Source organism: Halorussus sp. MSC15.2 (assembly GCF_010747475.1).
Taxonomy (GTDB): Archaea; Halobacteriota; Halobacteria; order Halobacteriales; family Haladaptataceae; genus Halorussus.
On the sequence record NZ_VSLZ01000008.1, the window covers coordinates 64057 to 86148 of the forward strand.

Genomic DNA, 22092 nt, shown 5'->3' on the forward strand with positions numbered 1-22092 from the left:
GTTCAGAGTTTCGCCAGCACAGCCTCGGTCACGTCGCTCGTCGTCGCGTCGCCGCCGAGGTCCGGCGTGTGGGGTCCGGAATCCAGCGTGGCCGTCACGGCCGAGCGAACGCGCTCTCCGGCGTCGTCGTAGCCCAGGTACTCCAGCAGCATCGCGGCCGACAGCATCGCCGCGGACGGATTCGCGACGCCCTGCCCCGCGATGTCGGGCGCGGTGCCGTGAACCGGCTCGAACAGCGCGCGCTCGTCGCCGACGTTCGCGCTCGGCAGGAGACCGAGACCGCCGACGAGACCCGCCGCGAGGTCCGACAGCACGTCGCCCGCGAGGTTCGGGCAGACCACCACGTCGTACTCCTCGGGGCGCTGGACGAGGTGCATCGCCAGCGCGTCCATCAGTGCCTCGTCGTAGTCCACGTCGTACTCGGCTCCGACCCGGCGCGCGGTGTCGAGGAACAGGCCGTCGGTCGTCCGCATCACGTTCGCCTTGTGGGCTATCGTCACGTGCGACCCGCGCTCGGCGGCGTACTCGAAGCCGTAACGCGCGATTTCCTCGGACGCCGCCTCGGTAACAACCCGTGTCAGCGTCGTCACGCCCGGCGCAATCTCTGACTCGTGTCCGGCGTAGACCCCTTCGGTGTTCTCGCGGACGAACACGAGGTCCGTGTCCGGTTGTAGGGCGTCCGTACCGGGGTAGGCCCGGACCGGTCGGACGTTGGCGAACGACTCCACCGCCCGTCGGAGCGGGATGATGACGTCGGCCGCGGTCTCGCCCGCCGCGCCGAACAGGGTGGCGTCGGCGTTCGCGGCGAGTTCGCGGGTCTCCTCGGGGAGCGCCTCGCCGGTATCAGCCTTCACCGCGTCTCCGGCGTCGGCCTCCTCGAACTCGAAGTCCGGTCCGACCGCTTCCAGCACCTTCTGGGCAGCGGGGACGACCTCCTGTCCGATTCCATCGCCGGGAATCACGGCGATTCGCTCAGGTTCGTCGGCGGCGGTCTCCGCGGAGTCGTCGTCGGTCATTCCGCCTCCTCCACGTACGGCAGGTCGCGGGCGGTCTGAGCGACCGACTCGGGGTTCGACCCGAGCAGTGCGGTGGTGTCCCAGACGCCCTCGACCAACGCCTTCCGCTGGGCGTCGTCCACCGCGGCGTCGATTTCGGTCCCGTCGTAGCTAACCGTCTCCGCGGTCACGTCGACGTCGATTTCGGCGTCGGGGTTCTCGTCCACGAACGCCTGCAGGGTCTCTATCTCGTCCTGCTCTGCGGTGACGGTCGGAATCCCCAGCGCCAGACAGTTCCCGGCGAAGATTTCGGCGAAGCTCTCGCCGACGATGGCGTCGATACCCCAGCGCATCAGCGCCTGCGGGGCGTGCTCGCGCGAGGAGCCGCAGCCGAAGTTGGCGTTGACGACCAGCACCGAGGCGTCGCGGAACCGGTCCTCGTTGAAGGGGTGGTCTTTCGGCTCGTCGTCGTCGGTGAACCGCTGGTCTTGGAAGGCGAACTGGCCGAGACCGTCGAACGTGACGGCCTTGAGGTAGCGGGCCGGGATTATCTGGTCGGTGTCGATGTCGTTGCCCCGGAGCGGGATGCCGGTCCCGGAGACGCGCTCGACCGTCTCGATGTCGGTTTCGGTGGTCTGTCCGCTCATGCCCGCGTCACCTCCGAGTCGTCCACGTCGGTCGCAGGCAGTTCGCGAGCGTCGGTCACTTCACCCTCGACGGCGGCGGCGGCGACCATCCGGGGGTTCATGAGGACTGTCCGGCCCTCCTTGCTCCCCTGTCGCCCGACGAAGTTGCGGTTCGAGGAGGAGGCCGACGCCTCGTCGCCCTCCAGTTGGTCGTCGTTCATCCCGAGGCACATCGAACAGCCCGCGCCGCGCCACTCGAATCCGGCCTCGCGGAATATCTCGTCCAGTCCCTCCGACTCGGCGGCGGCCTTGACCCGCTGGCTCCCGGGGACGACCATCGCGCGCACGTCGTCGTGGACCTCACGGCCGGCGACGAGGCGGGCGGCCCGCCGGAGGTCCGGCAGGCGCGCGTTGGTGCACGAACCGAGGAAGGCGACGTCGATGGGGTACCCCTCCATCGTATCGCCGGGTTCGACGCGCATGTGTTCCTGCGCGCGCCGAGCGGTGTCCTGCTTGTCGGCGGGCAGGTCCTCGGGTTCCGGAATCGGTTCGGTGATGCCCACGCCCTGTCCGGGCGTGGTGCCCCACGTCACCATCGGTTCGAGGTCGTCGCCGTCGATGACCACCTCGTCGTCGTACTCGGCGTCGTCGTCGGACGCGATGGACTCCCAGTAGGGTTTCAGTCGCTCGAACTTCTCGGGGTCGTCGCGGAACGCGTCGGTCTCTTCGAGCCACTCGTAGGTGGTCTCGTCGGGGTTGACGTAGCCCGCGCGAGCGCCGCCCTCGATGGACATGTTGCAGATGCTCATCCGGCCCTCCATGTCCAAGCTCTCGATGGCCTCGCCCGCGTACTCGTAGACGTAGCCGACGCCGCCGTCGGTGCCGAGTCGCCGGATTATCTGGAGAATCACGTCCTTGGCCTCGACCGAGTCGCCGAGTTCGCCCGTGACCCGAATCCGGCGCACGTCCTTCTTCTCCATCGCCACGGTGCCGGTCGCCAGCACGTCCCGAATCTGGGAGGTACCGATGCCGAACGCCAGCGCGCCGAACGCACCGTGAGTCGATGTGTGGCTGTCGCCACAGACCACGGTCATCCCGGGTTGGGTCAGGCCCTGCTCCGGACCGATGACGTGGACGATGCCCTGATTCCCGGTGTCGGGACTGGAGAACTCGATGCCCGCGTCGCGGACGTTCTCCTCCAGTTCGGCCATCATCTCCTCGGCCGCGCCCTCGTACGGTCGGTCGCGGCCCTCGGTCGGCACGATGTGGTCCACGGTGGCGTGGGTACGCTCGGGGTAGGCGACGTCGAGGTCGCGCTCCCGCAGCATCCCGAAGGCCTGCGGACTCGTCACCTCGTGAATCAGGTGGAGACCCACGAACAGTTGGTCCTGCCCGGTCGGGAGTTCGGTCACCTTGTGGCGGTCCCAGACTTTGTCGTACAAGGTGGCTTCGCTCACGCGGACCACCCGCTATGCGTCTCGTCGTCGAAGAAATCGGTTCGTACGTTCATCGGTAGCTACTGGCTCACTCTTCGGACTCTACGGGTTCGTTCTCGTTTCCTCTCGTGAAGACGCGGTCCACGCCGTCGCCGTGGGGCGGCGTGTGGTTCACGTCCTCCATCCGGTCGGAGTCGTCCTCGTCGTCCTCCTCGCGGGCGGCGGCGTCGTAGGCGTCGCGTTCGCCCCCGTCGGCGGCGACTATCGGTCCGCGCTCGAAGGGGCGGTTGACGGTGCCGCGGTCGGCGTGGGGATGGGTGTGGCTCACCTCGCCCATCGGGGTCGATTCTCGGTCTGTCGGGTCGTCGGTCGTCGGGTCGTGTCGGTCGGTTCGGTTCATGGTCTCAGTCGTCCGCAGTCACTTTCTCGGTCGATTCGTCGTTCTGCTCGTCGTCGGCCCACGCGAATAGGTCGCGGAGTCGCGCGCCCACGTCCTCGATGTCGTGGTTCACGTCCGCCTCCTTCCGCTGGCGGTACACCGGGCGTCCGGTCTGGTTCTCGGTAATCCACTCGCGGGCGAACTCGCCGTTCTGCACCGCTTCGAGCGTCTCCTCCATGTTCTCGCGCACGTCTTCGTCGATGATTTCGGGTCCCTGCGTCAGGCCGCCGTACTCGGCGGTGTCCGAGACCGAGTCCCACATCTCGCGCATTCCGCCCTCGTACATGAGGTCCACGATGAGCTTCATCTCGTTCAGGCACTCGAAGTAGGCCATCTCGGGGCTGTAGCCCGCGTCCACGAGCGTCTCGTAGCCGACCTTGATGAGTTCGGTGATGCCGCCACAGAGGACGGCCTGCTCGCCGAACAGGTCGGTCTCGGTCTCCTCGCGGAACGTGGTCTCGACCACGCCCGCGCGCGTACACCCGATGGCCTCCGCGTACGCGAGGGCCTGCTCCTTGGCGTCGCCGGTCGCGTCCTGATACACCGCCAGCAGGCCGGGCGTGCCCTCGCCGTTCTCGTAGTTGCGTCGGACGAGGTGGCCCGGCGACTTCGGGGCTATCATCGTCACGTCCACGTCCTCAGGGGGTTCTATCTGGCCGTAGTGGATGTTGAACCCGTGGGCGAACTGGAGGGTATCGCCGGCCTCCAGTTCCGATTCGATGTCGGCGTAGACGGCCGGTTGGACCGTGTCGGGCACGAGGACGGACACGACATCCGCCTCGCTCGCGGCCTCCGTCGGCGTCGCCACGCGGAGACCGTCCGCTCGGGCGGCGTCGCGCGAGGAAGAGTCCTCTCGCAGGCCCACGATTACGTCTACCCCGCTGTCGGCGAGGTTCTGGGCGTGGGCGTGGCCCTGACTTCCGTATCCGAGGACCGCGACCGTCGCGTCCTCGATTTGCGCGCTGTCCGCGTCGTCGTCGTAGTAAACCGTGGTGTTGAATTCGTCAGTCATCGTTGTCGGTGTTCTCCGCCGTCTGTTCGGTGTTCGCGGTACTCTCTGCGGACGCCGCGGGCGACTCGCCCGGCGTCGTCGGCGTGTCGCCGCGGGCCAACGCGGTCTGGCCGGTCCGGGCGATTTCGATGATGCCGAACTGCCGGAACGCGTCCACCGCGTCGTCTATCTTCTGCTGGTCGCCGGTTATCTGGACCGTGATGGTCCGGGGTCCGGCGTCGAGCGTCTGGCCCTCGTACATCTGGGTGATGGCGTGAACCTTGTCGGGTTCCTCGCCGCGCACCTTCAGCAGGACCAACTCGGCGCAGACGGCGTCGTCGCCGAGTTCGCCCGCCGCGATGACGGGGACCAACTTCTCGACCTGTTTCTTGACCTGTTCGATACCGGCGTCGGTCTCCTCGACGACCAGCGTGATTCGGGCGTGGCCGTCCACCGTCGTCGGGCCGACCGTCAGGCTCTCGATGTTGAACTGCCGCCGGGAGAACAGGCCCGACACCTTCGCCAGCACGCCGGGTTCGTGTTCGACCAGCACCGAGACCTCCGCGGTCCGGGTGTCCTGCTCGGCGTCGGTCGCCGAATCGACGCGCTCGCCGTGTCGGTTCCGGCGGCCCTCGGGTTTCGGTCGCTCCTCGGGGGTCGGTCCCCGCAGTCCGGACGTTCCGTTCTCGCTGTCGCTCATAGCTGGTCCTCCGACAGCGCGAACTCGCCGTTTGCTCCGCCCGAGGGAACCATCGGGTAGACGTTTTCGTCGGGGTCGATGCGGAAGTCCACGACGGAGGGACCGTCGTGGGCCATCGCGGACTCGATGGCGTCGGGCACCTCGTCGTACGAGGAGACCGAGAGACCCTTTGCGCCGAACGCCTCGGCCAACTTGTCGAACTCGGGGCACCACGAGTACTCGGAGGCCGAGTGGCGGCCCTCGAAGAAGGCGTCCTGCCACTGGCGGACCATCCCGATGTACTCGTTGTTGAGGACCGCGACCGTGATGTCCAGATTCTCGCGGACCGCCACGGCCAACTCCTGAATAGTCATCAGGAACGAGCCGTCGCCCTCGAAACTGACGACCTCCCTGTTCGGGGCGGCCAGTTTCGCGCCGATGGCGGCGGGCAGGCCGTAGCCCATCGTGCCGAGTCCGTGACTCGACACCCACGTCCGGGGTTCGCGGAACGTCCAGTACTGGACCGCCCACATCTGGTGCTGGCCGACGCCCGTGGTGACGATGGCATCGTCGTCCGTCGCCTCGTCGAGCGCTTCCACGACGAACTGCGGCTTGAGCGGTTCGTCGAGACCCTCCGCGGTCTTCGACTCCGTCGAAGGCTCGTCAGCGCTCGTCTCTGACGGCGTCCGGTAGTCCATCGGGTACTCCGCTTTCCACTGCTGGCACTGGTCGCGCCACTCCCGATAGCGGTCGGCGATGTCGTCCGGGTCGGCCCCGGTTTCGCTTCCCATCTCGTCGTCCAACTGCTCCAAGACCGTCGCGGCGTCACCGACGAGGGGGACGTCCGCGTAGACGTTCTTCGAGATTTCCGCGGGGTCGATGTCCACGTGGACCACTTCGGCGTCGGGAGCGAACGTCTCTACGCCGCCGGTGAGTCGGTCGTCGAAGCGACAACCGACCGCCAGCATCACGTCGCAGTGTGTCGTGGCCATGTTCGCGTAGCCCGTCCCGTGCATCCCCACCATCTCCACGGCGAGGTCGTCGTCCTCGGGGAACGCTCCCACGGCGGGCATCGAGGTGGCGACCGGAATCTGGTATCGCCGGGCGAACTCGCGCAGTTGCTCGCTGGCCTCGCCCTTGACGACGCCGCCGCCCGCGAGGACGACGGGTTTCTCCGCGCGTTTGAGCGTGCGCGCGGCCGCGGCGACCGACTCCTCGTCGGCCACCGTCTGCGGGTTGTAGGTCTCGGGCGTCTTCGCCTCGCCCGGTTCGGCGTCGGTCTCGGCCTGCGTCACGTCCTTCGGGAGGTCCACCAGCGTCGGGCCGGGTCGGCCCGCGCCCGCCAGCGCGAACGCTTCGCCGACGGTGTCGCCGACGTCGTCGGCGCGCTGGGCGAAGTAGTTCGTCTTCGTAATCGGCGTGGTCAGTCCGGTGGTGTCGGTCTCTTGGAAGGCGTCGTTGCCGACGAACTCCGTGGGTACCTGTCCGGTCAGCGCGACCATCGGGTCCGAGTCCATGTCGGCGTCAGCGATGCCGGTCGTGAGGTTGGTCGCGCCCGGCCCGGACGTGGCCAGACAGACGCCCGGCGTCCCCGAGACGATGCCGTAGGCGTCGGCGGCGTGGGCAGCGGCCTGCTCGTGAGCCATCGTGACGTGCCGGAGGTCCGAGTCGTAGAGCGCGTCGTAGACGGGCATGATGGCCCCTCCCTGCACGCCGAACAGCGTCTCGGCCCCGGCGCGTTCGAGCGCCGTGACGACGGCCTCCGCGCGGTCGTGGGACCGGATTCGGTCGTCTCGGCTTCGGTGCGCGCGTCGTCCGCCGTCACCTCGGTCGATGACTCCTCGGCGTCGGCGTCGTCGGTCTCGGGGAACCGCGGTTTCGCGGGTTCACTCACGGTAGTCACCTCCCCGAGCGGTTCGTCTGCGGGTGGTCTCTGTCGATGCGTCTTGGGTCATCGGCGTCGTGCGATTTCGTGTCACTGGTGGTCGAGCGCGTGCTGGTCGGTCTGAAAACGGTGCGAAAACTCGGGTCGGAGAAGTGGTAGTGTAGGGGCTTAGGCCCCTACAATAATCACGCGCTCGACAGTCGCACTGCTCGCGGCGTCGGCCGCTCGCGCGCCGACCGACGTGAGACGCCCCGCGTCGGTAGCAGTGGGTGACTGTCGCATCGTTACTGAGTACGTTCCGGGGGCGACGCTCATAACCTTTGTGTGCCGCGCAACCTTTGCGCGAAGGTCGCAGTCGTGCCACACCGGCGACCGTCCGCCGACGGGGGCGCGCCGGTTGCGTTCCTCGTCCGGACTCCGCCGCGCACGGCTGGCGGGCGGAGGCGACTCCGTCGGTCGTCATCAGGCGCGGACCTCCGATTCCTCGTGCGTGATGCCCGCTTCGCGGGCGAACCGTTCGAGGTCGGCCACCGTCACGGCGTTCTTCTCCGCGCCGTAGTCCTTGACCCGGCGGGTCACCGTCCGGACCTCCTCGTCGGTCGGGTCGAACCCGCTCTCCTCCAGTCGCTTGCGGACCGAGTTCGCGCCGGTGTGCTTGCCCAGCACGAACTCGCGCTCGGCACCGACCATCTCGGGGGTCATCACGCCCGGTTCGAAGGTGTCGGAGTTCTCGATGACTCCGGCGGCGTGGATGCCGGACTCGTGGGCGAAGGCGTTGTCGCCGACCACCGGCTTGTTCGCCGGGACCGGGACGTCGCTGTACTCCTCGACCATCGCCGAGAGTTCCGAAATGCCGGTCGTGTCGATGCCGGTATCGACGCCGTAGACCGACTCGACCGCCATCGTGACCTCCTCGTAGGCGGCGTTACCGGCTCGCTCGCCGATGCCGTTTATCGAGACCTGCGCTTGGTCGGCCCCGGCCTCGAATCCGGCGATGGCGTTGGCCGTGGCCATGCCGAAGTCGTCGTGGGTGTGAACGTCGATTCGCGCGTCGCTGTGTTCGTCTACCGTGCGAACTACGTCGGCGAACCGACTCGGCGTGGCGACGCCGCACGTGTCGGGGATGTTTATCCAATCGACGCCGACCTCGGAGACCGCCTCGACGACCCGCTTCAGGTAGTCCTCGTCGGTCCGGGTGGCGTCCATCGGCGAGAACATCGCCGTCGCGCCCGCCTCCTTCACGCGTTCGACCGCGGCGACGGAGCGTTCCACGACCTCCTCGCGGGTGGCGTGCATCGAATCCTCTATCTGCACGTCGCTGGTCGAGGCGAAGACGTGGACCATCTCGACGCCGGAGTCGAGCGCGGCTTCCACGTCCTTCTCCACGATGCGCGCGAGACCGCAGGTGGTCGCGGACGTACTCGCGGCGATGTCGCTGACGGCCTCGAACTCGGCGTCGGAGTTGACCGGGAACCCCGCCTCGATGACGTGGGTACCTATCCGGTCCAAGGCCTCTGCAATAGTTCGCTTCTCGTCGTATGAGAAGGAGGTACGGGGAGCCTGTTCGCCGTCCCGCAGGGTGGTGTCGAAGACCCGCGCGGACTCGAACTCGGTCTCAGTAGCTAACGTGCCATCGAAGAACTCGACCCGCCCGGCTGGTACCGGACGAGCCAATGTCGTTGTCGGACATCGTAACTCAGGGTGGTGCCCTTCTCCTATTTAAGGGTGTCGCTGAGACAGGTGGTTTCGGACGAGTGACACCACGGCGAGAGACGGACTGCTCGCAAAATCGCACGACTGAAACGTCCTGTAATCATTCGTATTGCCTTAGTCTACCTAATACACATATTATTATAACGGGCGGGCGAGCGAGGTCGAGCGAGTTAATTGCTCACACACCGAGCGGGAAATCTCTCGGGCGCGGACTCGTCAAACACGTTGTCATCGCCGGAACAGTAAGAAGGCTGGCGGACGTAGTGCCGTACGTATGACAACTCAAGAGGTCACGGACCTGCTCAAGAAGGCGTACAGCGACGAAATCGAGACGGTGATGAACTACCTGACTAACTCCATCGTTCTCGACGGCGTGAGCGCCGAGGAGGTCAAGGAGAGCCTCGAAACCGACATTCAGGAGGAACTCAATCACGCCGAGATGCTTGGCCAGCGACTCAAGCAACTCGACGAGCGCCCGCCCGCGTCCTACGACTTCGAGGCCCGACAGGAGAGCCTCCAACCGCCCGAGAACAGCACCGACGTGCTGTCGGTCATCGAGGGCGTCCTCGACGCCGAGGAGGACGCCATCGAGACGTACCGCTCGCTCATCACGGCGGCCGGTGACGAGGACCCCGTGACCGAAGACATCGCGGTGACCATCCTCGCGGACGAGGAGGCCCACCGGACCGAGTTCCGCGGGTTCAAGCGCGAGTACGACGAGGACTGACGACTCTCGCTGAATTCGTTCTCTCCGTATCGAAACCGACCCCAGTGACGACTTCGGCGTGCGATTCGCTCCTCGAGTTAAAACGAGCGGCGTCCGACCGACCGCCGGGGGCAAGGTCTTTCCCGAGGGAGTGTGAGCGAGCGGGTATGACCAGTGGTTTCGACCTCGACCTCCAGACAGTCGAACAGGAGATAGAGGACGGCGACGAGGACCGCGAGCAGGGCGACCGGCGAATCGTTCTCGGCGAACTCGACGGGACGACCGACGAGCGCGAGTGGTTCGAGGTAATCGAACGCGGTGACGTTCTCGTACTCGCTATCGAGGGGGACCTGCCGGAACTGGCGGCCGACCTCGCGCCGCGAGTCAAGGAACGCGGCGGGAACCTGATTCACTTCCGGGAGTTCCTCATCGTGACTCCCACCGACGTCAGCGTGGACGCCGACCGGCTCTGAGGCGATTCCTCCCCGCCACGTCGGAGCGTCCGGACACGTCGGACGACGAGCGGCGCGCCGGTTCGAGTGCGAACGGGCGACGGGTCCCGACTCCGGTTTCGGCCCTCACTGAAACGTCAGGTAGTGGCCGTCCGGGTCGCGCACGCGGACGCCGTCGTCTCTCTGCTCGACTTCGCAGACGCGGTCGCGCACCGATTCGGCCACCGCGTCCGGGTCCTCGGCCGCGAACCCGACATCGACGTGGAGACCGCCCCGAGCGTCGGCGATACCCAAGTGGGGTTCCCAGAGTTCGAGGTCCACCGGACCGCCGAGGCGTACACGGCGGCGCTGGTCGCCGCGGTCCACCACCTCGAAGCCGAGCGAGCGGTAGAGCGATTCGGCGCGCGCGAGGTCCTCGACTTCGAGGACTATCTCGAACACCTCGGTAATACTGGCGTCGCCCTCGCCGACGCTACCGATTTCGACGCAGTTGCCGTCCGGGTCGTAGAAGTACAACGACTTCCCACCGCCGAAGTCGAACTCGGTGAGGTCGAACGACTCGTCGAGACGGTCGTACCACGCGTCGTAGCGGTCCGGCGGTACGGCGAACGCGTAGTGTGTATGGACTCCGCCGCGAGGTACCTCTCCCGGTTCCCGGAGGACGAGGTCGGTCTCACCGGCGTCGAGGACGACTTCGCCGTCGCCCTCCCGGACCACCGTCATATCGAGGTGCGTCGCGTAGAACTCGCGTGCACGGTCGAGGTACTTCGCTTCGAGCGCCAGCCATCGCAACCCCGAGAGCATGGATTCGAGGTACGCGGTCCCGGCGGATAAAGCCCGTGCGTGACGAAAACGGGGCGCGACCTCCGTCCGCGCGTCCGGTTCCCACGTCTCGGTCCGCGTCGGTGGGGATTTTGTGGCTACGACCCGTATCGACGGGCATGCCACTGAAGAAGTCACAGCCAGCGACGGACTACGAGGAAATCGACCGCTGGGAGGACGGCGTCGGCTGGATTGCCCACCCGGACGAGGCGATGTTGCGTGCCAGTCACGCCCTCGCCACCGAACCGGGCGTCTGGGTGGTAGACCCCGTCGATGCAGCGGACATCGACGACCTGTTCGCGGAGTTCGGTGACGTCACGGGCGTCGTCGTCCTCCTGAACCGCCACTATCGGGACGCGGACGCTATCGCGCAACGCCACGACGTTCCGGTCTACGTTCCCTCGTGGTTCGACGACGTCCCGGAGACCGAGGCCGAACTCCGGCGGTTCGACGCCACCCTGCCGGGGACCGACTTCCGAGTCCTGACGGTCTTCGACTCGTTCGGGTGGGCGGAGGCGGCGCTCTACGACGAGGAGAACGGGACGCTCGTCGTCCCCGAGAGCGTCGGCAACGCGCCGTACTTCACCACGCCCGGCGAGCGAATCGGCGTTCACCCGATGCTGCGACTGACGCCGCCATCGTCGCTTCGCGGTCTCCGACCGGAACGCGTCCTCTTCGGCCACGGACGGGGGGTATTGGACGATGCGACGCGTGCGCTCGACGACGCCCTCAGCGGGGCGCGACGAGCGACGCCGAAACTCTACGCGGAAAACCTGCGACTGTTACTCCAGCGGTAGCGTGAGTCGGCTATCGTGCGAGCGACAAGTGTAGTGAACGCGAACCGATAGTATAACGACGCAGAAACGTAACGGACGATAAATTTTTGGAGTAGGACGTTAAATTGAATCCTATGCGTTTCCTCCGAGGGGTGGATTCGGCGCAGAGACGGCGGGAGGTGTGGCCGTGAGCCTCTCGTTCGACCCGACGTCGGAGCGTCCGGGCATCGAGATTCGGGACCACATCGAGCGCCGAACGTACGCCGTTCGTACTCCGTCGGTCGTCTCGCCGACGCCGACCGACACCCAACGCTTCCGGTTTCCGGTGGACGAAGCGGTAGCTATCACGACCGTTGCGGTCACGCTTCCGACGTTCGTGGGGTCTTACGTCCGGAACACGGACGGTGAGATGCGTCTCGAAGTGAATCCGGGGACCGACCGACGACTTCCACCGGGCGCGTACGACGTCGAGTTGTGTACGCCGATGAAACTCTACCTCGCAGTCGAGGGTGCACTGTCGGTGACGGCGAGCGACGACGGGATTCGGTTCGAGTTCGACTCCGAGACGGAGGTTCGAATCGGTGCGCGCTCGCACCACGAGCGGCCCGCGGCGACAGTCACCACGACCGAGAACCCCCGTGACGTCATGACTGCGCTCTCGACATTCGGGTCGGCGCTGAAGACCACGTCACCCGAGCGGAGTTTCCCGACGCTCCGAGGGCACCCACCGCTGGTCGAAGTGGGCGAGCAACTCCACGTCCCGGACGAACTCGACGTGCCCGAGACCGGCGTTCGCGTCGAACTCCCGCCGGACCTGAGCCACGCCTACGTGGCGGCGCCGCTCGCGTTCTATCTCGGCGCGGAGATGGTTCCGGGTAGCGCACCCCGAATCGTCACCGACGAGGGGTTCGAGTACGCGCTCGACGGCCCGCAGGGCTTCGAAGAAGAGGTGGCCAGAACGCTCCGGCAGACGTTCCTGCTGGACTGCGTCACGCGAACCGAGGGGTACTATCCGGTGGAGTTGCACGAGCGAGCGGCGGTCGAACCGTTGGTCGAGTTGGACTTCGCGGACCTCTACGACCGGCCGTTGGCCGAGCGCGTCGAAGCCTACCTCTCGGTCCCGTTCGAGGTGGTCGCCGACCACGTTCCGTCGTGGAAACTGACCACTCACGTCGAACCCGCGCCGGAGAACGTCTCGTCGCTCCCGTTTCTGGTAGACGACCTCGCGGTCGTCCGAACACCGGACGTCCGCCAGACGACGCCCCAGACTTCGACCGCGACCGTCGGAGAGGTCGCCCGCGACGGCGAGACGGCGAACGACGGCGACTTCACCCGGAGTACGGCCGAGTCCGGCGAGAACCTTCCGGTAGTCGAACCGGAGCGAACCGACTCCGTGGAACAGGCGTGGCTCGGCGACCACGCTCCGGTGGACGCCAGCAAGGCGACGACGACCGCGTTTCGGAACCGCCTCGAACAGGAGACCGAGACCGACGACATCGAAATCGCGGTGGTATGCAACGACGTCGAGATGGACGAGGAGCGCGACATCGCCGCAGAAGTGTACGGGTCGCGCGAGAACCTCCCGTTCGAGGTGACGGTCCACCGAGACCTGACGACCGCACAACTCCGAGCAGTGCTGGCCGAGGAGACCGCGTTCCTCCACTACATCGCCACATCGACGACGACGGGTTCCAGTGTTCCGACGGTCATCTCGACGCGGCCGAGTTGGAGTCGGTCGGTGCCGAGGCGTTCGTGCTGAACGCCTGTCGCTCCTACGAGCAGGGGATGGCACTGGTCGAAGCGGGCAGCGTCGGCGGCGTCGTCACGTTGAGCGACGTGATAAACAGCGGCGCAGTCAGGGTGGGGAAGACGATGGTTCGCCTGCTGAACCGGGGGTTCCCGCTCCGGGCCGCGCTGTCCATCGCTCGGGACCGGAGCATCGTCGGCAATCAGTACATCGTCGTCGGCGACGGGAACGTAGACATCGCCCAGACAGAGAGCGGGGTGGCAGTCCTCTGCGCCATCGAGACCGGCGACGAGGAGACCGACGAGTTCGAACTGTCGGTCCAGAGCTACGTCTCGGGAGACGGTGGCATGGGTGGCTTCTTCAAACCGCAGTTGGAAGAATCCGAGCAGTATCGACTGGCCTCGGGCGAACACGGTCCCTTCACGCTGACTCGGGACCAGTTACGGACGACGCTCGCGCTGGAGAACATTCCGCTGAAAATCGACGGTCAGTTCACGTGGAGTCGGTCGGTCGACGCGGACGAACTCTGATTTACGGGCCGTAGCACGAGACTGCGAACGCTCCTGCCGCGTTTCCTGCCTGCGAGAGCAGCAGCAGCATGGTGAACAGGACGCCCATCATCCGGGGATTCTCTGCGAGGTACGAGGTCACGTTGGTGTCTGCCATTGCAACTAGCAGTAATAGCTATTAAAATATAAAAAATTCTATATATTTCGCAACATGTAGAAGTCTGACGTAAGTCAGACGGACGTCGTCATAAGTGAAAGTAGTTGTCATCCGCCACCCGGACCGGCTGTCGGATACCCTCGCAGGGCAGTATCGTTATACACCGACACCCCCAAAGTCGAGTGTGGTGTACGTAACTCGGGGGTTGGTGAACGTGTTACTCGACTTCGCGGCGGAGTCGGAACCGGACGAGTTGACCGTCTCCCTCGCAGTGACGCCCGCGGCAGAACTGGAGGGCATCGGAGACGTACCGCCGGAGGTCCCCGTCTTTACGCACTTCTATCCGCCGGACGCCGGAAAGTCGCTGACCGCCGTGTTCGGCGTGGACCTGTCGGTCCCCGCCGGACAGACGCAGGGCCGGTTCGTCTCTCACCCTCGTGGTAACCTCGAAGTCGCTAAGACCGACGACCTCCACGAGACGATATTCGTCGCGGTACCGCCGTGGGACGAGTCGTCGCTGGCGGCGTTCGACCGTTCGGGCCGCAGGCAACCGCTGGAAGTGGTGGACGCGGAACCGCCCACGGAGTCGCTGGTCTGAGACCGAACCCGACGCTCGACGGCGGCGCTACTCCAGATACCCCAGTTCCCGCAGTTGGCCGGTAATCTCCTCGAACTCGGACTCGGTCAGGTGGCCCTCTTTCTGATGCTGGATGACGATGCTCCGGAGCAGGAACCGGACGAGGTCGCTCGTGCTGGAGAAACTGGTTCCCTCGATGGTCTCGTCCACGCGGTCTGCGAGGTCCTTCGGAATCGAGACGGTGGTGTACTCTGTCATGCGAGAGAATGGGGCCGCACGCGGGATAGATGTTGTGTCCTCCGGCGCGCTAGCGTCGTCCTATCCCTGAACATCCTTGACGTGGTTTCCCGACAGTCGCGAGTCTCCCGGTGGTGCATCAACCCGCAGTAGCCACGAGGAGTGGGTGCCCGGAGTGAGCGAACCGGTCGAGTCGATGCGGCACTTCCGCCGGGTCCGACGCTCGGCGTCGAGGTTCCGCGTCGGTCACATCCCCATGTCTTCGGCGTCGCCCGGAATCGGCAGGTCGTGTGGCGCGACGCCCAGCAGTTCGGCGGCGTGGTCCAGCGCCATGTCGAACCCGTAGTAGCGTTCGAGTTCGTCGCCGTCGGCGCTCGGCCGGACCTTCAACATGGCGTACCCCTCGACGTTCTGTGCGATGGCGGCGGTCGCGCGGTCGCCGTCGAACTCCAACACGCGCTCGTCGTCGGTCTCGTAGTACCGTGCGGTGACGCCCGCGTTTTCGGCTTGCTCTTCGTCGGTCATGGCCGAAGGTTTGGGGTGGTGACAGTCGAAGGTACCGATTCGTCTCTCGGGAGTGCGGAGAAACTCAATCGGGCATAGAACGACGGTCAGAATGATAGTGACGGTCTATCGAAGCCCTCGCCCGGTCGCGGTCGCTCTGACGACCAAGCCCTTCGGGCGCGACCGACGACCCCTTTATCCCACCCACGAGAATTGGTCGGCCGGGCGCATCCCGGCGGTTGGTCGGGCGTACGTTCGCCGCGTGGGTCCGTCGCCGAAGCGCAAGCGTCGTAATCGCTCGGCCGAATCGCTTGACCATGACCAGATGGCTCCAGAGCGGGCGGCGACGCGACCTCTGCGTCCTGCTCTACGAGACCGACCGACTCCGCGGCCAGAGTCTCAAGACCCGACTCGAAGACCACTACGACACGCACTTCGATTCGAAGTCGTTCTACGGCGCGCTCGACTGGCTGATTCAACAGGGGTTCGTCGAGAAGCGCACCGAGGGGATTCACGAGGCGTACGCGCTGACCGAAGCGGGCGAGCGCCGGGTCGAGGAGCACTTCGAGTGGATGCGGGAGAAAGTGGACGGCGGTCAGCCGTCAGAACAGTAGGTAGAGCAGTCCACCGACAAGCACCGCGAGCACGGTCAGCGACCCCGCGACGACGATTCCGACCCCGCCACCGACAGGAAGGAGTTCCGCGCCGACCAGCATCGAACCGAACAGCAGTCCGACCGCTGGGAGCCACAGCAAGCGGACCCGCAGAAGCGACCCGAGAAGGCGAGACACCACTCCTCAGTCGAGGAGTTCGTTCGCAATCGTGTTGCGGAGAACTTCGCTCGTCCCTTCGTAAATCTCGTTCAGTTTGGCGTCCCGGTAGTAGCGTTCGGCAGGGAAGTCCTTGGTGTAGCCGTACCCGCCGTGAATCTGGATGCCCTCGTTGGCGACCTCTCTGCTGACCTCCGAGGCGTAGAGTTTGGCCTGCGCGGCCTGCTTGATGTAGTCCTCGCCGCGCATCTTGCGGTCGGCCGCCCGGTGCATCAGCATCTTCGCGGCCTGCACCTTGGTGTCCATGTCGGCCAGTTTGTGCTGGATGGTCTGGAACTCCGAGATGGGCTGGTCGAACTGCTCGCGGTCCTGCGAGTATTCGAGGGCGTCTTCGAGCGCCGCGCGCGCGAGACCGATGGACCGCGCCGCGATGGTGATGCGCCCGCCGTTGAGCGTCTTGAGCGCGTGGACGAACCCGCGACCCTCCTCGCCGAGCAGGCGGTCCTCGGGGATGCGCATGTCGTCGAACCGGAGTTCCGCGGTCGGACACCCCTTGTCGCCGAGTTTGTCCTCGGTGCCTTCGACGTGGAAGCCGTCGTCCTCCTCGGGCCGGACGACGAACGACGAGATGCCCTTGTTGCCCGCGTCGGGGTCGGTCTTGGCGAACAGCGTGACCGTGTCCGCGACCGAGCCGTTGGAAATCCAGAGCTTCCCGCCGTTGACCACGTACTCGTCGCCGTCCTTCTCCGCGGTGGTGTCCATCGCGGGCACGTCCGACCCCGCGCCCGCCTCCGAGAGCGCGAACGCCCCGACGTCTTCACCGCGGCTCAGCGGCGTGAGGTACTCCTGTTTCTGGTCCTCGTCGCCGAACTCGTAGAGCATGTTCCCCGCGAGACTGGTGTGGGCCGCGACGACGGTGCCCAGACCGCCCGACCCGCGCGAAATCTCCTCCAGTCCGATGGCGTAGGAGTGGTAGTCGAGTCCGGCCCCGCCGTACTCCTCGGGGAACGGCATCCCCATCAGGCCGAGGTCGGCCATCTGGTCCACGAGGTCCTGCGGGAACTCGTCGTTCTCGTCGATTTCGGCGCGCGGGGCTTTATCTCCTCGTCCGTGAACTCCGCGACCATGTCGCGTATCTGCTTCTGCTCTGCGGAGAGACTGAAATCCATGGGCGAAAATTGGGGAGGAACTGCCCTTTAGTTTTCCCTTCGGAGCGCGAGTCGGACCCCCGTCGGGCGACGAGTTCGTCCTCACCCCCACGGGGGCGTCAGGTGGACGTGGAAGAGTTTCTCGCAGTTCTCGTCGCCGCAGACCGGACAGGTCTCGTCGGCGGCGGTCGGTTCGCCGGACCCTTCGGACCCGGCGTGGGGGTCGGCCGCGGCGACGACCCGCGACCCGGCGTGGCCGAGTTCGTACCCGCCCTCGGTGTCGCGGACGAAGTACGAACAGAGCTTCGTGAGGTGGTAGTTGAACTTCCCTGTGTCCCGAATACCCACCCGTTCGCGGAGTTCGGTGAACGAGAGCGGACCGTCGGCGTCCGCGAGTTCGCGCAGGATGGAGACGCGAATCTCGTTACCGAGGACTTCGAGGGCGTCCGTCACGTCCTCCGAGTTCGCCATGCCGGTCGTTGCTTCCGCCACGCGCATCAAGTTCACGGAAAAAGTAATATATCCTACAGAACTGCAGTTCGCCGAACGCTGAAGATACCGCCGGGCGTCGGTCTCGACCGTGAACGGACACGGACTTCGCGCGGCGGTCCGCCGCAGAGCGGCGGTCCTCCGCAACGCGGACCTGCGCAGGATGCTCGCCGGACACGCGGTGAGCGTCCTCGGCGACGGTCTCTACGCGGTCGCCGCGATGTGGCTCGTCTACGACCTGACCGGTTCGACGGCGTACACCGGAATCGCGGGGTTCCTGACGCGCGTTCCGGGCGTGCTGAAACTCTTCGTCGGCCCGGTCGTGGACCGACTCCCCCTCGGTCGAGCGCTCACGCTCTCGGAGTTCGCGCAGGCCGTCCTCGTCCTCGGCGTGCCCCTCGCGGCCGTGCTCGGACACCTGAACGTCGCTGTCGTGCTGACCGTGATGCCGCTGCTCGCGCTGGCGAACCTCCTGACGGGACCGGCCCAGAACGCTACGCTACCCCGACTCGTCTCGGACGAGAACTTAGTCCGTGCGAACTCGGCGGCCCAAGTCACCGCGAAGAGCGTGGACGCCGCGGCCAGAGGCGTCGCCGGGGCACTTATCGCCGTCAGCGGTGCGGTCGCGCTCTACGTCGTCGACGCCGCCACGTTCGTCGTCGCGGGCCTGCTCTACTGGTCGCTGTCCATTCCGCCCCGCGACGGGGAGACCGCCGCGCAGAGTCTCGACCTCGATAGCTACCTCGCGGACCTCCGTGAGGGCGTTGCGCTCCTCGGCGAGTCAATCGTCGGCAAGATGCTGGCGGCGAGTCTGTTTGCCAACTTCCTGACGGGGGTCACGCTGGCTGTCCTCCCGGCGTTCGCCGACGCGGTCGGCGGTCCCGAGACCTACGGTCTGCTGCTGGCGGCGACCACTGTGGGAATCGTGCTCGGGTCGGTCGCGGCCTCGGCGGTGGACGAGTTCCCGTTGGGTGCGACCACTATCGTCGGGTTCGCCGCGTCGGGTCTCCTCTGGACGCTCGCGGTGGTCGTCCCCGGCCGACTCGCCACGGTCGCGCTGTTCGCGCTCTCGCGGGTTCCCGCCGGCGTCTACAACGTCTCGGTCTCGGCGACGATTCAGACCGGCGTGCCCGACGACCTGCTCGGGCGCGTGACCGCCGTCGTCGGGAGCGCGTCGAGTCTCGTCGTCCCGGCGGGGATGCTCCTCGGCGGTCTCGCCGGGTCGCGGTTCGGCAGTCGAACCGTCATGCTCGCTAGCGCGCTCGGGTCGGTACTCGCAGGAACCTACTGGCTCGGCGTCCCCTCGCTTCGGCGATTCGGCCCGCCGACGCGCGTCACGTCCGGAGAGTTCGGTGACTCCGGGACGAGTTAGAACAGTTTCCGGCGGATGTCGTCGGCGGTGAGCGCACCCTGAACCAGCCACGAGGCCGCCGGATGTTTCGGCGCGACGCTCGCCGCGCCCAACAGGAGGAACGCTCGCTTGTGGTTCCCGTTTCGGAGCGCGAGCGCGGCCTGCAGGACGAACGACGCGACGTTGAGCCTGTTCGTGTGGAACTTCAGGGGCTTGCCGACGAGGACCTTCGCGGCGTCTTTCGGCGTCGGAATCATACCTACTCCGACGCGCCGGGCCAGAATAAACGTTGGGTAGCCGACTTGTGTCGCGTCGGACTGTCGCCTCTTCGGTCGAATCGGGGGTACCTCGCGCCGCGTCGGCGGTAAATCCTATGGTATTTGCTCAAGCTTTTCACTCTCGGGTCCTAAAGACCCAAAAGTCAATGGACACGGAGTCGCCTACCGGACGTCTCGCCGACAGCGATATCGACTGGTGTTTCGACGCTGTGCAGGGCGTTTCGAGGACGTTCGCCATCACTATCGACGTGCTGGAAGAGCCGATGGCCTCGTACATCTGTGTCGGGTACCTGCTCTGTCGCGTCGCCGACACGGTCGAGGATGCCGGACACATCTCGCCCGACGAACAGGCGCGACTCCTCCGTCTGTACGACCGGGCGCTCGACCCCGACGACGAGACGAGCATCGAGGAGTTCCGAACTGCGGTCGAACCGTGGCTTCCCGCCAACACCGACGAGGTCGATGCCGACGAGGACTGGGAGGTGGTCGCCGAGTCGCCCCGCGTCGTGGCCACCTTCCGGTCGCTCGGCGAGGACGCCCAGTCGGCCATCTATCCGCCCGTGAGCGAACTCGTCTGCGGGATGGCCGAGTTCGTCCAACGATACGAGGACGACGGCGGCCTCAGAATCGGCACTATCGACGAACTCGAGGAGTACTGCTGGTACGCCGCGGGGACGGTCGGCGAACTCATCACCAATCTGGTCGCCCAAGACGTGGACGACCGGCGCGCGGAGATTCTCCGGGCGAACGCGAGAGGGTTCGCGCTCCTGCTCCAGTTGGTCAACGTCGCCAAAGACGTGTCCGACGACTTCCGCGAGGAGAACAACGTCTACCTCCCCGCGACGTGGCTCCGCGAACGCGGCGTCAGTCCGTCGAACGTCACGGCCCCGGAGAACGAGACAGCGGTCGCCGGCGTCATCCAGCGCGTGACTCGCCACGCGCGGGGGTACATGGACGACGCCCAGCGGTACCTCGAAGCCCTGCCGGAGTCGCGGGGTAACACCCTCGAAGCGTGGGCCATCCCGTTCCTGCTCGCGGTCGGCACTAGCCGCGAACTGCTGGAGCGACCCGAGGACGTCGTGCAGGAGGGCGGCGTGAAGATATCGCGTGCGGAGGTGATGGCGGTCATCCAACTGTTCCAGTCCGGCGGGGTCGAGCGCGAGAACATCGGCGAACTCCGCGCGCAGTTGGAAGAAGAGCCGTACTCGCCGTCGTGAGAACGCCACCCCCGTTCGAGACGACTCTCAGTACTCGTAGAAGCCCTTGCCCGTCTTTTTTCCGAGGTCGCCCGCGTCCACCTTCCGCTTGAGCAGGTAGGCCGGTTTGTAGCGGTCGCCCAACTCCTCGTGGAGCGTCTCGCTCGCGTCGAGACATATGTCGAGTCCGATGTGGTCGGCGAGTTCGAGCGGTCCCATCGGGACGTTCGTGCCGAGTTTCATCCCCTTGTCGATGTCCTCCTTGCTGGCGACGCCCTCGTCGTAGGCGCGGATGCCCTCGTTGAGCCACGGCATCAGGATGCGGTTCGTGACGAACCCGGGCTTGTCGTCGGACTCCCACGTCTCCTTACCGAGGTCCTCCGCGAGCGCGTGGGCGAACTCGACCACCTCGTCGTCAGTCTTCTCGCCGACGACGACTTCGACGCCCGTCATCACCGGCACGGGGTTCATGAAGTGGAGACCGACGATGTTCTCCTCGCGCTCCGTCGCGGAGGCGATGGTCGTGATGGAGAGCGTGGAGGTGTTGGTCGCCAGCACTACGTCGTCGGGAATCGCCTCGTCGAGGTCGGCGAAGATGTCCTGCTTGACCTCCATGTCTTCGACGGCGGCCTCGACCACCACGTCGCAGTCCGCGAGGTCCGCGAGGTCGGTGGTGCCCGTGATGCGCTCGGTCGCCGCCTCGGCCTCCTCCGCGGAGAGTTTCTCCTTGCTCACGAAGCGGTCGAGGCTGTCCTCGATGGTGTCGAAGCCGTTCTGGACGAACTCCTCCTTCACGTCGCGCATCACCACGTCGTAACCCGACTGGGCGGCGACCTGCGCGATGCCGCTTCCCATCGTTCCCGCGCCGACGACGCCGATACTGTCGATGCTGTCGAGGTCGCGTACCATGGTCGGCAATTCTTGCGGTCGGGCCGTAAGCCTACCGAAGGGCGGCGGGTTACTCCAGCGACCGAACGACCGCGTCGCTGTCGGCGACTCGGGCGAACTCGCCCCGGAGGTGCGCCAGTGCGACCCGGTGGCTCAGGTCGGCCGGAATCTCTTCCCCGTCGGGTGCCTCGCGGTCGAAGGTCGCCGTGGCGTCGGAGACGACGACGGGCCGAAAATCGAGGTTGTCGGCCATCCGGGTCGTGGTCGAGACGCAGTGGTCGGTCGTCAGTCCCGCGATTACGAGCGTCTCGCAGTTGCGCTCGCGGAGCCACGACTCCAGTTCCGTGCCGACGAACGCGCTGTTGACCCGCTTGACCAACTCCACCTCTGCATCTCCGTCGTCAGACTCACCTCCCACGGACTCGGCGGGTTCGAGACCGGACTTGAACGCGAAGCCCTCGCCGTCTCTCCGGAGCGGCGAATCGGTCTCCCGAGAATCGTGTCTGACGTGGACCACCGGCAGGTCCGCTCGACGCCACGCCCCGAGGAGGTCCCGTGCGCGCTCCTCGGCGTCGGGGTTGTTCCGGTCGCCCCACGACGGCGCGTTGAACCCGCGCTGGAAGTCCACGAGGACCAGCGCCGCGTCATCGGGGAGGTCGAGACTCACGTCACCACCCCGGTGAGACGGTTCACAGTCGGGCGATTTCGGGTCGCTCGTATC

26 protein-coding genes and 1 pseudogene are annotated in these 22092 nt (G+C 66.3%); 9 read left to right on the plus strand and 18 right to left on the minus strand.

Annotation, left to right across the window (positions count from 1 at the left end):
- Nucleotides 1–2: 2 nt before the first annotated feature.
- The 8 genes from FXF75_RS20525 to FXF75_RS20560 form a co-directional block, all read right to left on the minus strand.
- A complete protein-coding gene (locus tag FXF75_RS20525) occupies nucleotides 3–1016 on the minus strand; it encodes an isocitrate/isopropylmalate dehydrogenase family protein (RefSeq protein WP_163523940.1) in 1014 nt (337 codons plus the stop codon).
- Nucleotides 1013–1642 carry a 3-isopropylmalate dehydratase small subunit gene (gene leuD / locus FXF75_RS20530; protein WP_163523941.1) on the minus strand — a complete coding sequence of 210 codons (630 nt, stop codon included), beginning with the start codon at nucleotides 1640–1642 and terminating at the stop codon, nucleotides 1013–1015. Before leuD ends, FXF75_RS20525 begins: the two co-directional genes overlap by 4 nt.
- A complete protein-coding gene (gene leuC, locus FXF75_RS20535; RefSeq protein WP_163523942.1) occupies nucleotides 1639–3078 on the minus strand; it encodes a 3-isopropylmalate dehydratase large subunit in 1440 nt (479 codons plus the stop codon). The genes leuD and leuC overlap by 4 nt, the downstream gene beginning before the upstream one ends.
- Before the next feature lie 67 nt (nucleotides 3079–3145).
- Nucleotides 3146–3457 (minus strand): hypothetical protein, encoded by a 312-nt coding sequence (locus FXF75_RS20540; RefSeq protein WP_205427929.1) that lies wholly within the window; start codon nucleotides 3455–3457, stop codon nucleotides 3146–3148.
- 4 nt (nucleotides 3458–3461) lie between these two features.
- Nucleotides 3462–4508, minus strand: coding sequence for a ketol-acid reductoisomerase (gene ilvC, locus FXF75_RS20545; protein WP_163523943.1), 1047 nt, complete (start codon nucleotides 4506–4508; stop codon nucleotides 3462–3464).
- The gene (gene ilvN, locus FXF75_RS20550) at nucleotides 4501–5187 is read right to left on the minus strand and encodes an acetolactate synthase small subunit (protein ID WP_163523944.1); all 687 of its coding nucleotides are present in this window, start codon (nucleotides 5185–5187) and stop codon (nucleotides 4501–4503) included. The genes ilvC and ilvN overlap by 8 nt, the downstream gene beginning before the upstream one ends.
- On the minus strand, nucleotides 5184–6950 hold the full coding sequence (gene ilvB / locus FXF75_RS20555; protein WP_163523975.1) for a biosynthetic-type acetolactate synthase large subunit: 1767 nt from the start codon (nucleotides 6948–6950) through the stop codon (nucleotides 5184–5186). The genes ilvN and ilvB overlap by 4 nt, the downstream gene beginning before the upstream one ends.
- Nucleotides 6951–7513: 563 nt before the next feature.
- Nucleotides 7514–8725: a LeuA family protein gene (locus FXF75_RS20560; RefSeq protein ID WP_205427931.1), complete on the minus strand. Its 1212-nt coding sequence runs from the start codon at nucleotides 8723–8725 to the stop codon at nucleotides 7514–7516.
- Between the two features lie 313 nt (nucleotides 8726–9038).
- On the opposite strand from FXF75_RS20560, the gene FXF75_RS20565 reads away from it, so the two are divergent.
- Both FXF75_RS20565 and FXF75_RS20570 read left to right on the plus strand, forming a co-directional pair.
- A complete protein-coding gene (locus tag FXF75_RS20565) occupies nucleotides 9039–9491 on the plus strand; it encodes a ferritin-like domain-containing protein (protein ID WP_163523945.1) in 453 nt (150 codons plus the stop codon).
- Nucleotides 9492–9637: 146 nt separating this feature from the next.
- Complete coding sequence (locus tag FXF75_RS20570; protein WP_163523946.1) at nucleotides 9638–9943, plus strand: DUF5779 family protein; 306 nt, start codon at nucleotides 9638–9640, stop codon at nucleotides 9941–9943.
- Between the two features lie 105 nt (nucleotides 9944–10048).
- On the opposite strand, the gene FXF75_RS20575 is transcribed toward FXF75_RS20570, so the two are convergent.
- Nucleotides 10049–10726, minus strand: a complete 678-nt coding sequence (locus tag FXF75_RS20575; protein WP_163523947.1) for a VOC family protein — start codon at nucleotides 10724–10726, stop codon at nucleotides 10049–10051.
- A 137-nt stretch (nucleotides 10727–10863) separates the two neighbouring features.
- Between FXF75_RS20575 and FXF75_RS20580 the strand changes: the two genes are divergently transcribed.
- The 3 genes from FXF75_RS20580 (at nucleotide 10864) to FXF75_RS23410 (ending at nucleotide 13797) form a co-directional block, all read left to right on the plus strand.
- The gene (locus tag FXF75_RS20580; protein WP_163523948.1) at nucleotides 10864–11541 is read left to right on the plus strand and encodes a hypothetical protein; all 678 of its coding nucleotides are present in this window, start codon (nucleotides 10864–10866) and stop codon (nucleotides 11539–11541) included.
- A 166-nt stretch (nucleotides 11542–11707) separates the two neighbouring features.
- Nucleotides 11708–13279 carry a hypothetical protein gene (locus FXF75_RS20585; protein WP_309221876.1) on the plus strand — a complete coding sequence of 524 codons (1572 nt, stop codon included), beginning with the start codon at nucleotides 11708–11710 and terminating at the stop codon, nucleotides 13277–13279.
- Complete coding sequence (locus FXF75_RS23410) at nucleotides 13246–13797, plus strand: hypothetical protein (protein WP_309221877.1); 552 nt, start codon at nucleotides 13246–13248, stop codon at nucleotides 13795–13797. The genes FXF75_RS20585 and FXF75_RS23410 overlap by 34 nt, the downstream gene beginning before the upstream one ends.
- Before the next feature lies 1 nt (nucleotide 13798).
- Here the strand turns inward: FXF75_RS23410 and FXF75_RS23230 are convergent, their stop codons facing one another.
- Nucleotides 13799–13933: a hypothetical protein gene (locus FXF75_RS23230; protein ID WP_275897453.1), complete on the minus strand. Its 135-nt coding sequence runs from the start codon at nucleotides 13931–13933 to the stop codon at nucleotides 13799–13801.
- 184 nt (nucleotides 13934–14117) lie between these two features.
- Between FXF75_RS23230 and FXF75_RS20590 the strand changes: the two genes are divergently transcribed.
- Nucleotides 14118–14531 carry a hypothetical protein gene (locus FXF75_RS20590; protein WP_163523949.1) on the plus strand — a complete coding sequence of 138 codons (414 nt, stop codon included), beginning with the start codon at nucleotides 14118–14120 and terminating at the stop codon, nucleotides 14529–14531.
- A 27-nt stretch (nucleotides 14532–14558) separates the two neighbouring features.
- Here the strand turns inward: FXF75_RS20590 and FXF75_RS20595 are convergent, their stop codons facing one another.
- Nucleotides 14559–14768: a ribbon-helix-helix domain-containing protein gene (locus tag FXF75_RS20595; protein WP_163523950.1), complete on the minus strand. Its 210-nt coding sequence runs from the start codon at nucleotides 14766–14768 to the stop codon at nucleotides 14559–14561.
- A gap of 225 nt (nucleotides 14769–14993) precedes the next feature.
- Nucleotides 14994–15272, minus strand: coding sequence for a hypothetical protein (locus tag FXF75_RS20600; protein WP_163523951.1), 279 nt, complete (start codon nucleotides 15270–15272; stop codon nucleotides 14994–14996).
- A 296-nt stretch (nucleotides 15273–15568) separates the two neighbouring features.
- Here FXF75_RS20600 and FXF75_RS20605 point away from each other — a divergent pair, with 296 nt between their 5' ends.
- Entirely contained in the window at nucleotides 15569–15865 is a 297-nt protein-coding gene (locus FXF75_RS20605; protein WP_163523952.1) for a helix-turn-helix transcriptional regulator, read from the plus strand.
- Here FXF75_RS20605 and FXF75_RS20610 read toward each other — a convergent pair.
- From FXF75_RS20610 to FXF75_RS20620, 3 genes and pseudogenes are all read right to left on the minus strand, one after another.
- Nucleotides 15854–16042: a hypothetical protein gene (locus FXF75_RS20610; RefSeq protein WP_163523953.1), complete on the minus strand. Its 189-nt coding sequence runs from the start codon at nucleotides 16040–16042 to the stop codon at nucleotides 15854–15856. The genes FXF75_RS20605 and FXF75_RS20610 overlap by 12 nt on opposite strands.
- Before the next feature lie 6 nt (nucleotides 16043–16048).
- Nucleotides 16049–17190 (minus strand): annotated as a pseudogene (locus FXF75_RS20615) (acyl-CoA dehydrogenase).
- Between the two features lie 81 nt (nucleotides 17191–17271).
- Complete coding sequence (locus tag FXF75_RS20620) at nucleotides 17272–17667, minus strand: ArsR family transcriptional regulator (RefSeq protein ID WP_375335556.1); 396 nt, start codon at nucleotides 17665–17667, stop codon at nucleotides 17272–17274.
- Between the two features lie 82 nt (nucleotides 17668–17749).
- Here FXF75_RS20620 and FXF75_RS20625 point away from each other — a divergent pair, with 82 nt between their 5' ends.
- Nucleotides 17750–19030, plus strand: a complete 1281-nt coding sequence (locus FXF75_RS20625) for an MFS transporter (RefSeq protein WP_163523954.1) — start codon at nucleotides 17750–17752, stop codon at nucleotides 19028–19030.
- Here the strand turns inward: FXF75_RS20625 and FXF75_RS20630 are convergent.
- Complete coding sequence (locus FXF75_RS20630) at nucleotides 19027–19266, minus strand: hypothetical protein (RefSeq protein ID WP_163523955.1); 240 nt, start codon at nucleotides 19264–19266, stop codon at nucleotides 19027–19029. The genes FXF75_RS20625 and FXF75_RS20630 overlap by 4 nt on opposite strands.
- Nucleotides 19267–19433: 167 nt before the next feature.
- Between FXF75_RS20630 and FXF75_RS20635 the strand changes: the two genes are divergently transcribed.
- Complete coding sequence (locus tag FXF75_RS20635) at nucleotides 19434–20504, plus strand: phytoene/squalene synthase family protein (RefSeq protein WP_163523956.1); 1071 nt, start codon at nucleotides 19434–19436, stop codon at nucleotides 20502–20504.
- A 27-nt stretch (nucleotides 20505–20531) separates the two neighbouring features.
- On the opposite strand, the gene FXF75_RS20640 is transcribed toward FXF75_RS20635, so the two are convergent.
- Nucleotides 20532–21392, minus strand: coding sequence for a 3-hydroxyacyl-CoA dehydrogenase family protein (locus FXF75_RS20640; protein WP_163523957.1), 861 nt, complete (start codon nucleotides 21390–21392; stop codon nucleotides 20532–20534).
- Nucleotides 21393–21441: 49 nt separating this feature from the next.
- The gene (locus FXF75_RS20645) at nucleotides 21442–22038 is read right to left on the minus strand and encodes a cysteine hydrolase family protein (protein WP_163523958.1); all 597 of its coding nucleotides are present in this window, start codon (nucleotides 22036–22038) and stop codon (nucleotides 21442–21444) included.
- Nucleotides 22039–22092 lie beyond the last annotated feature (54 nt).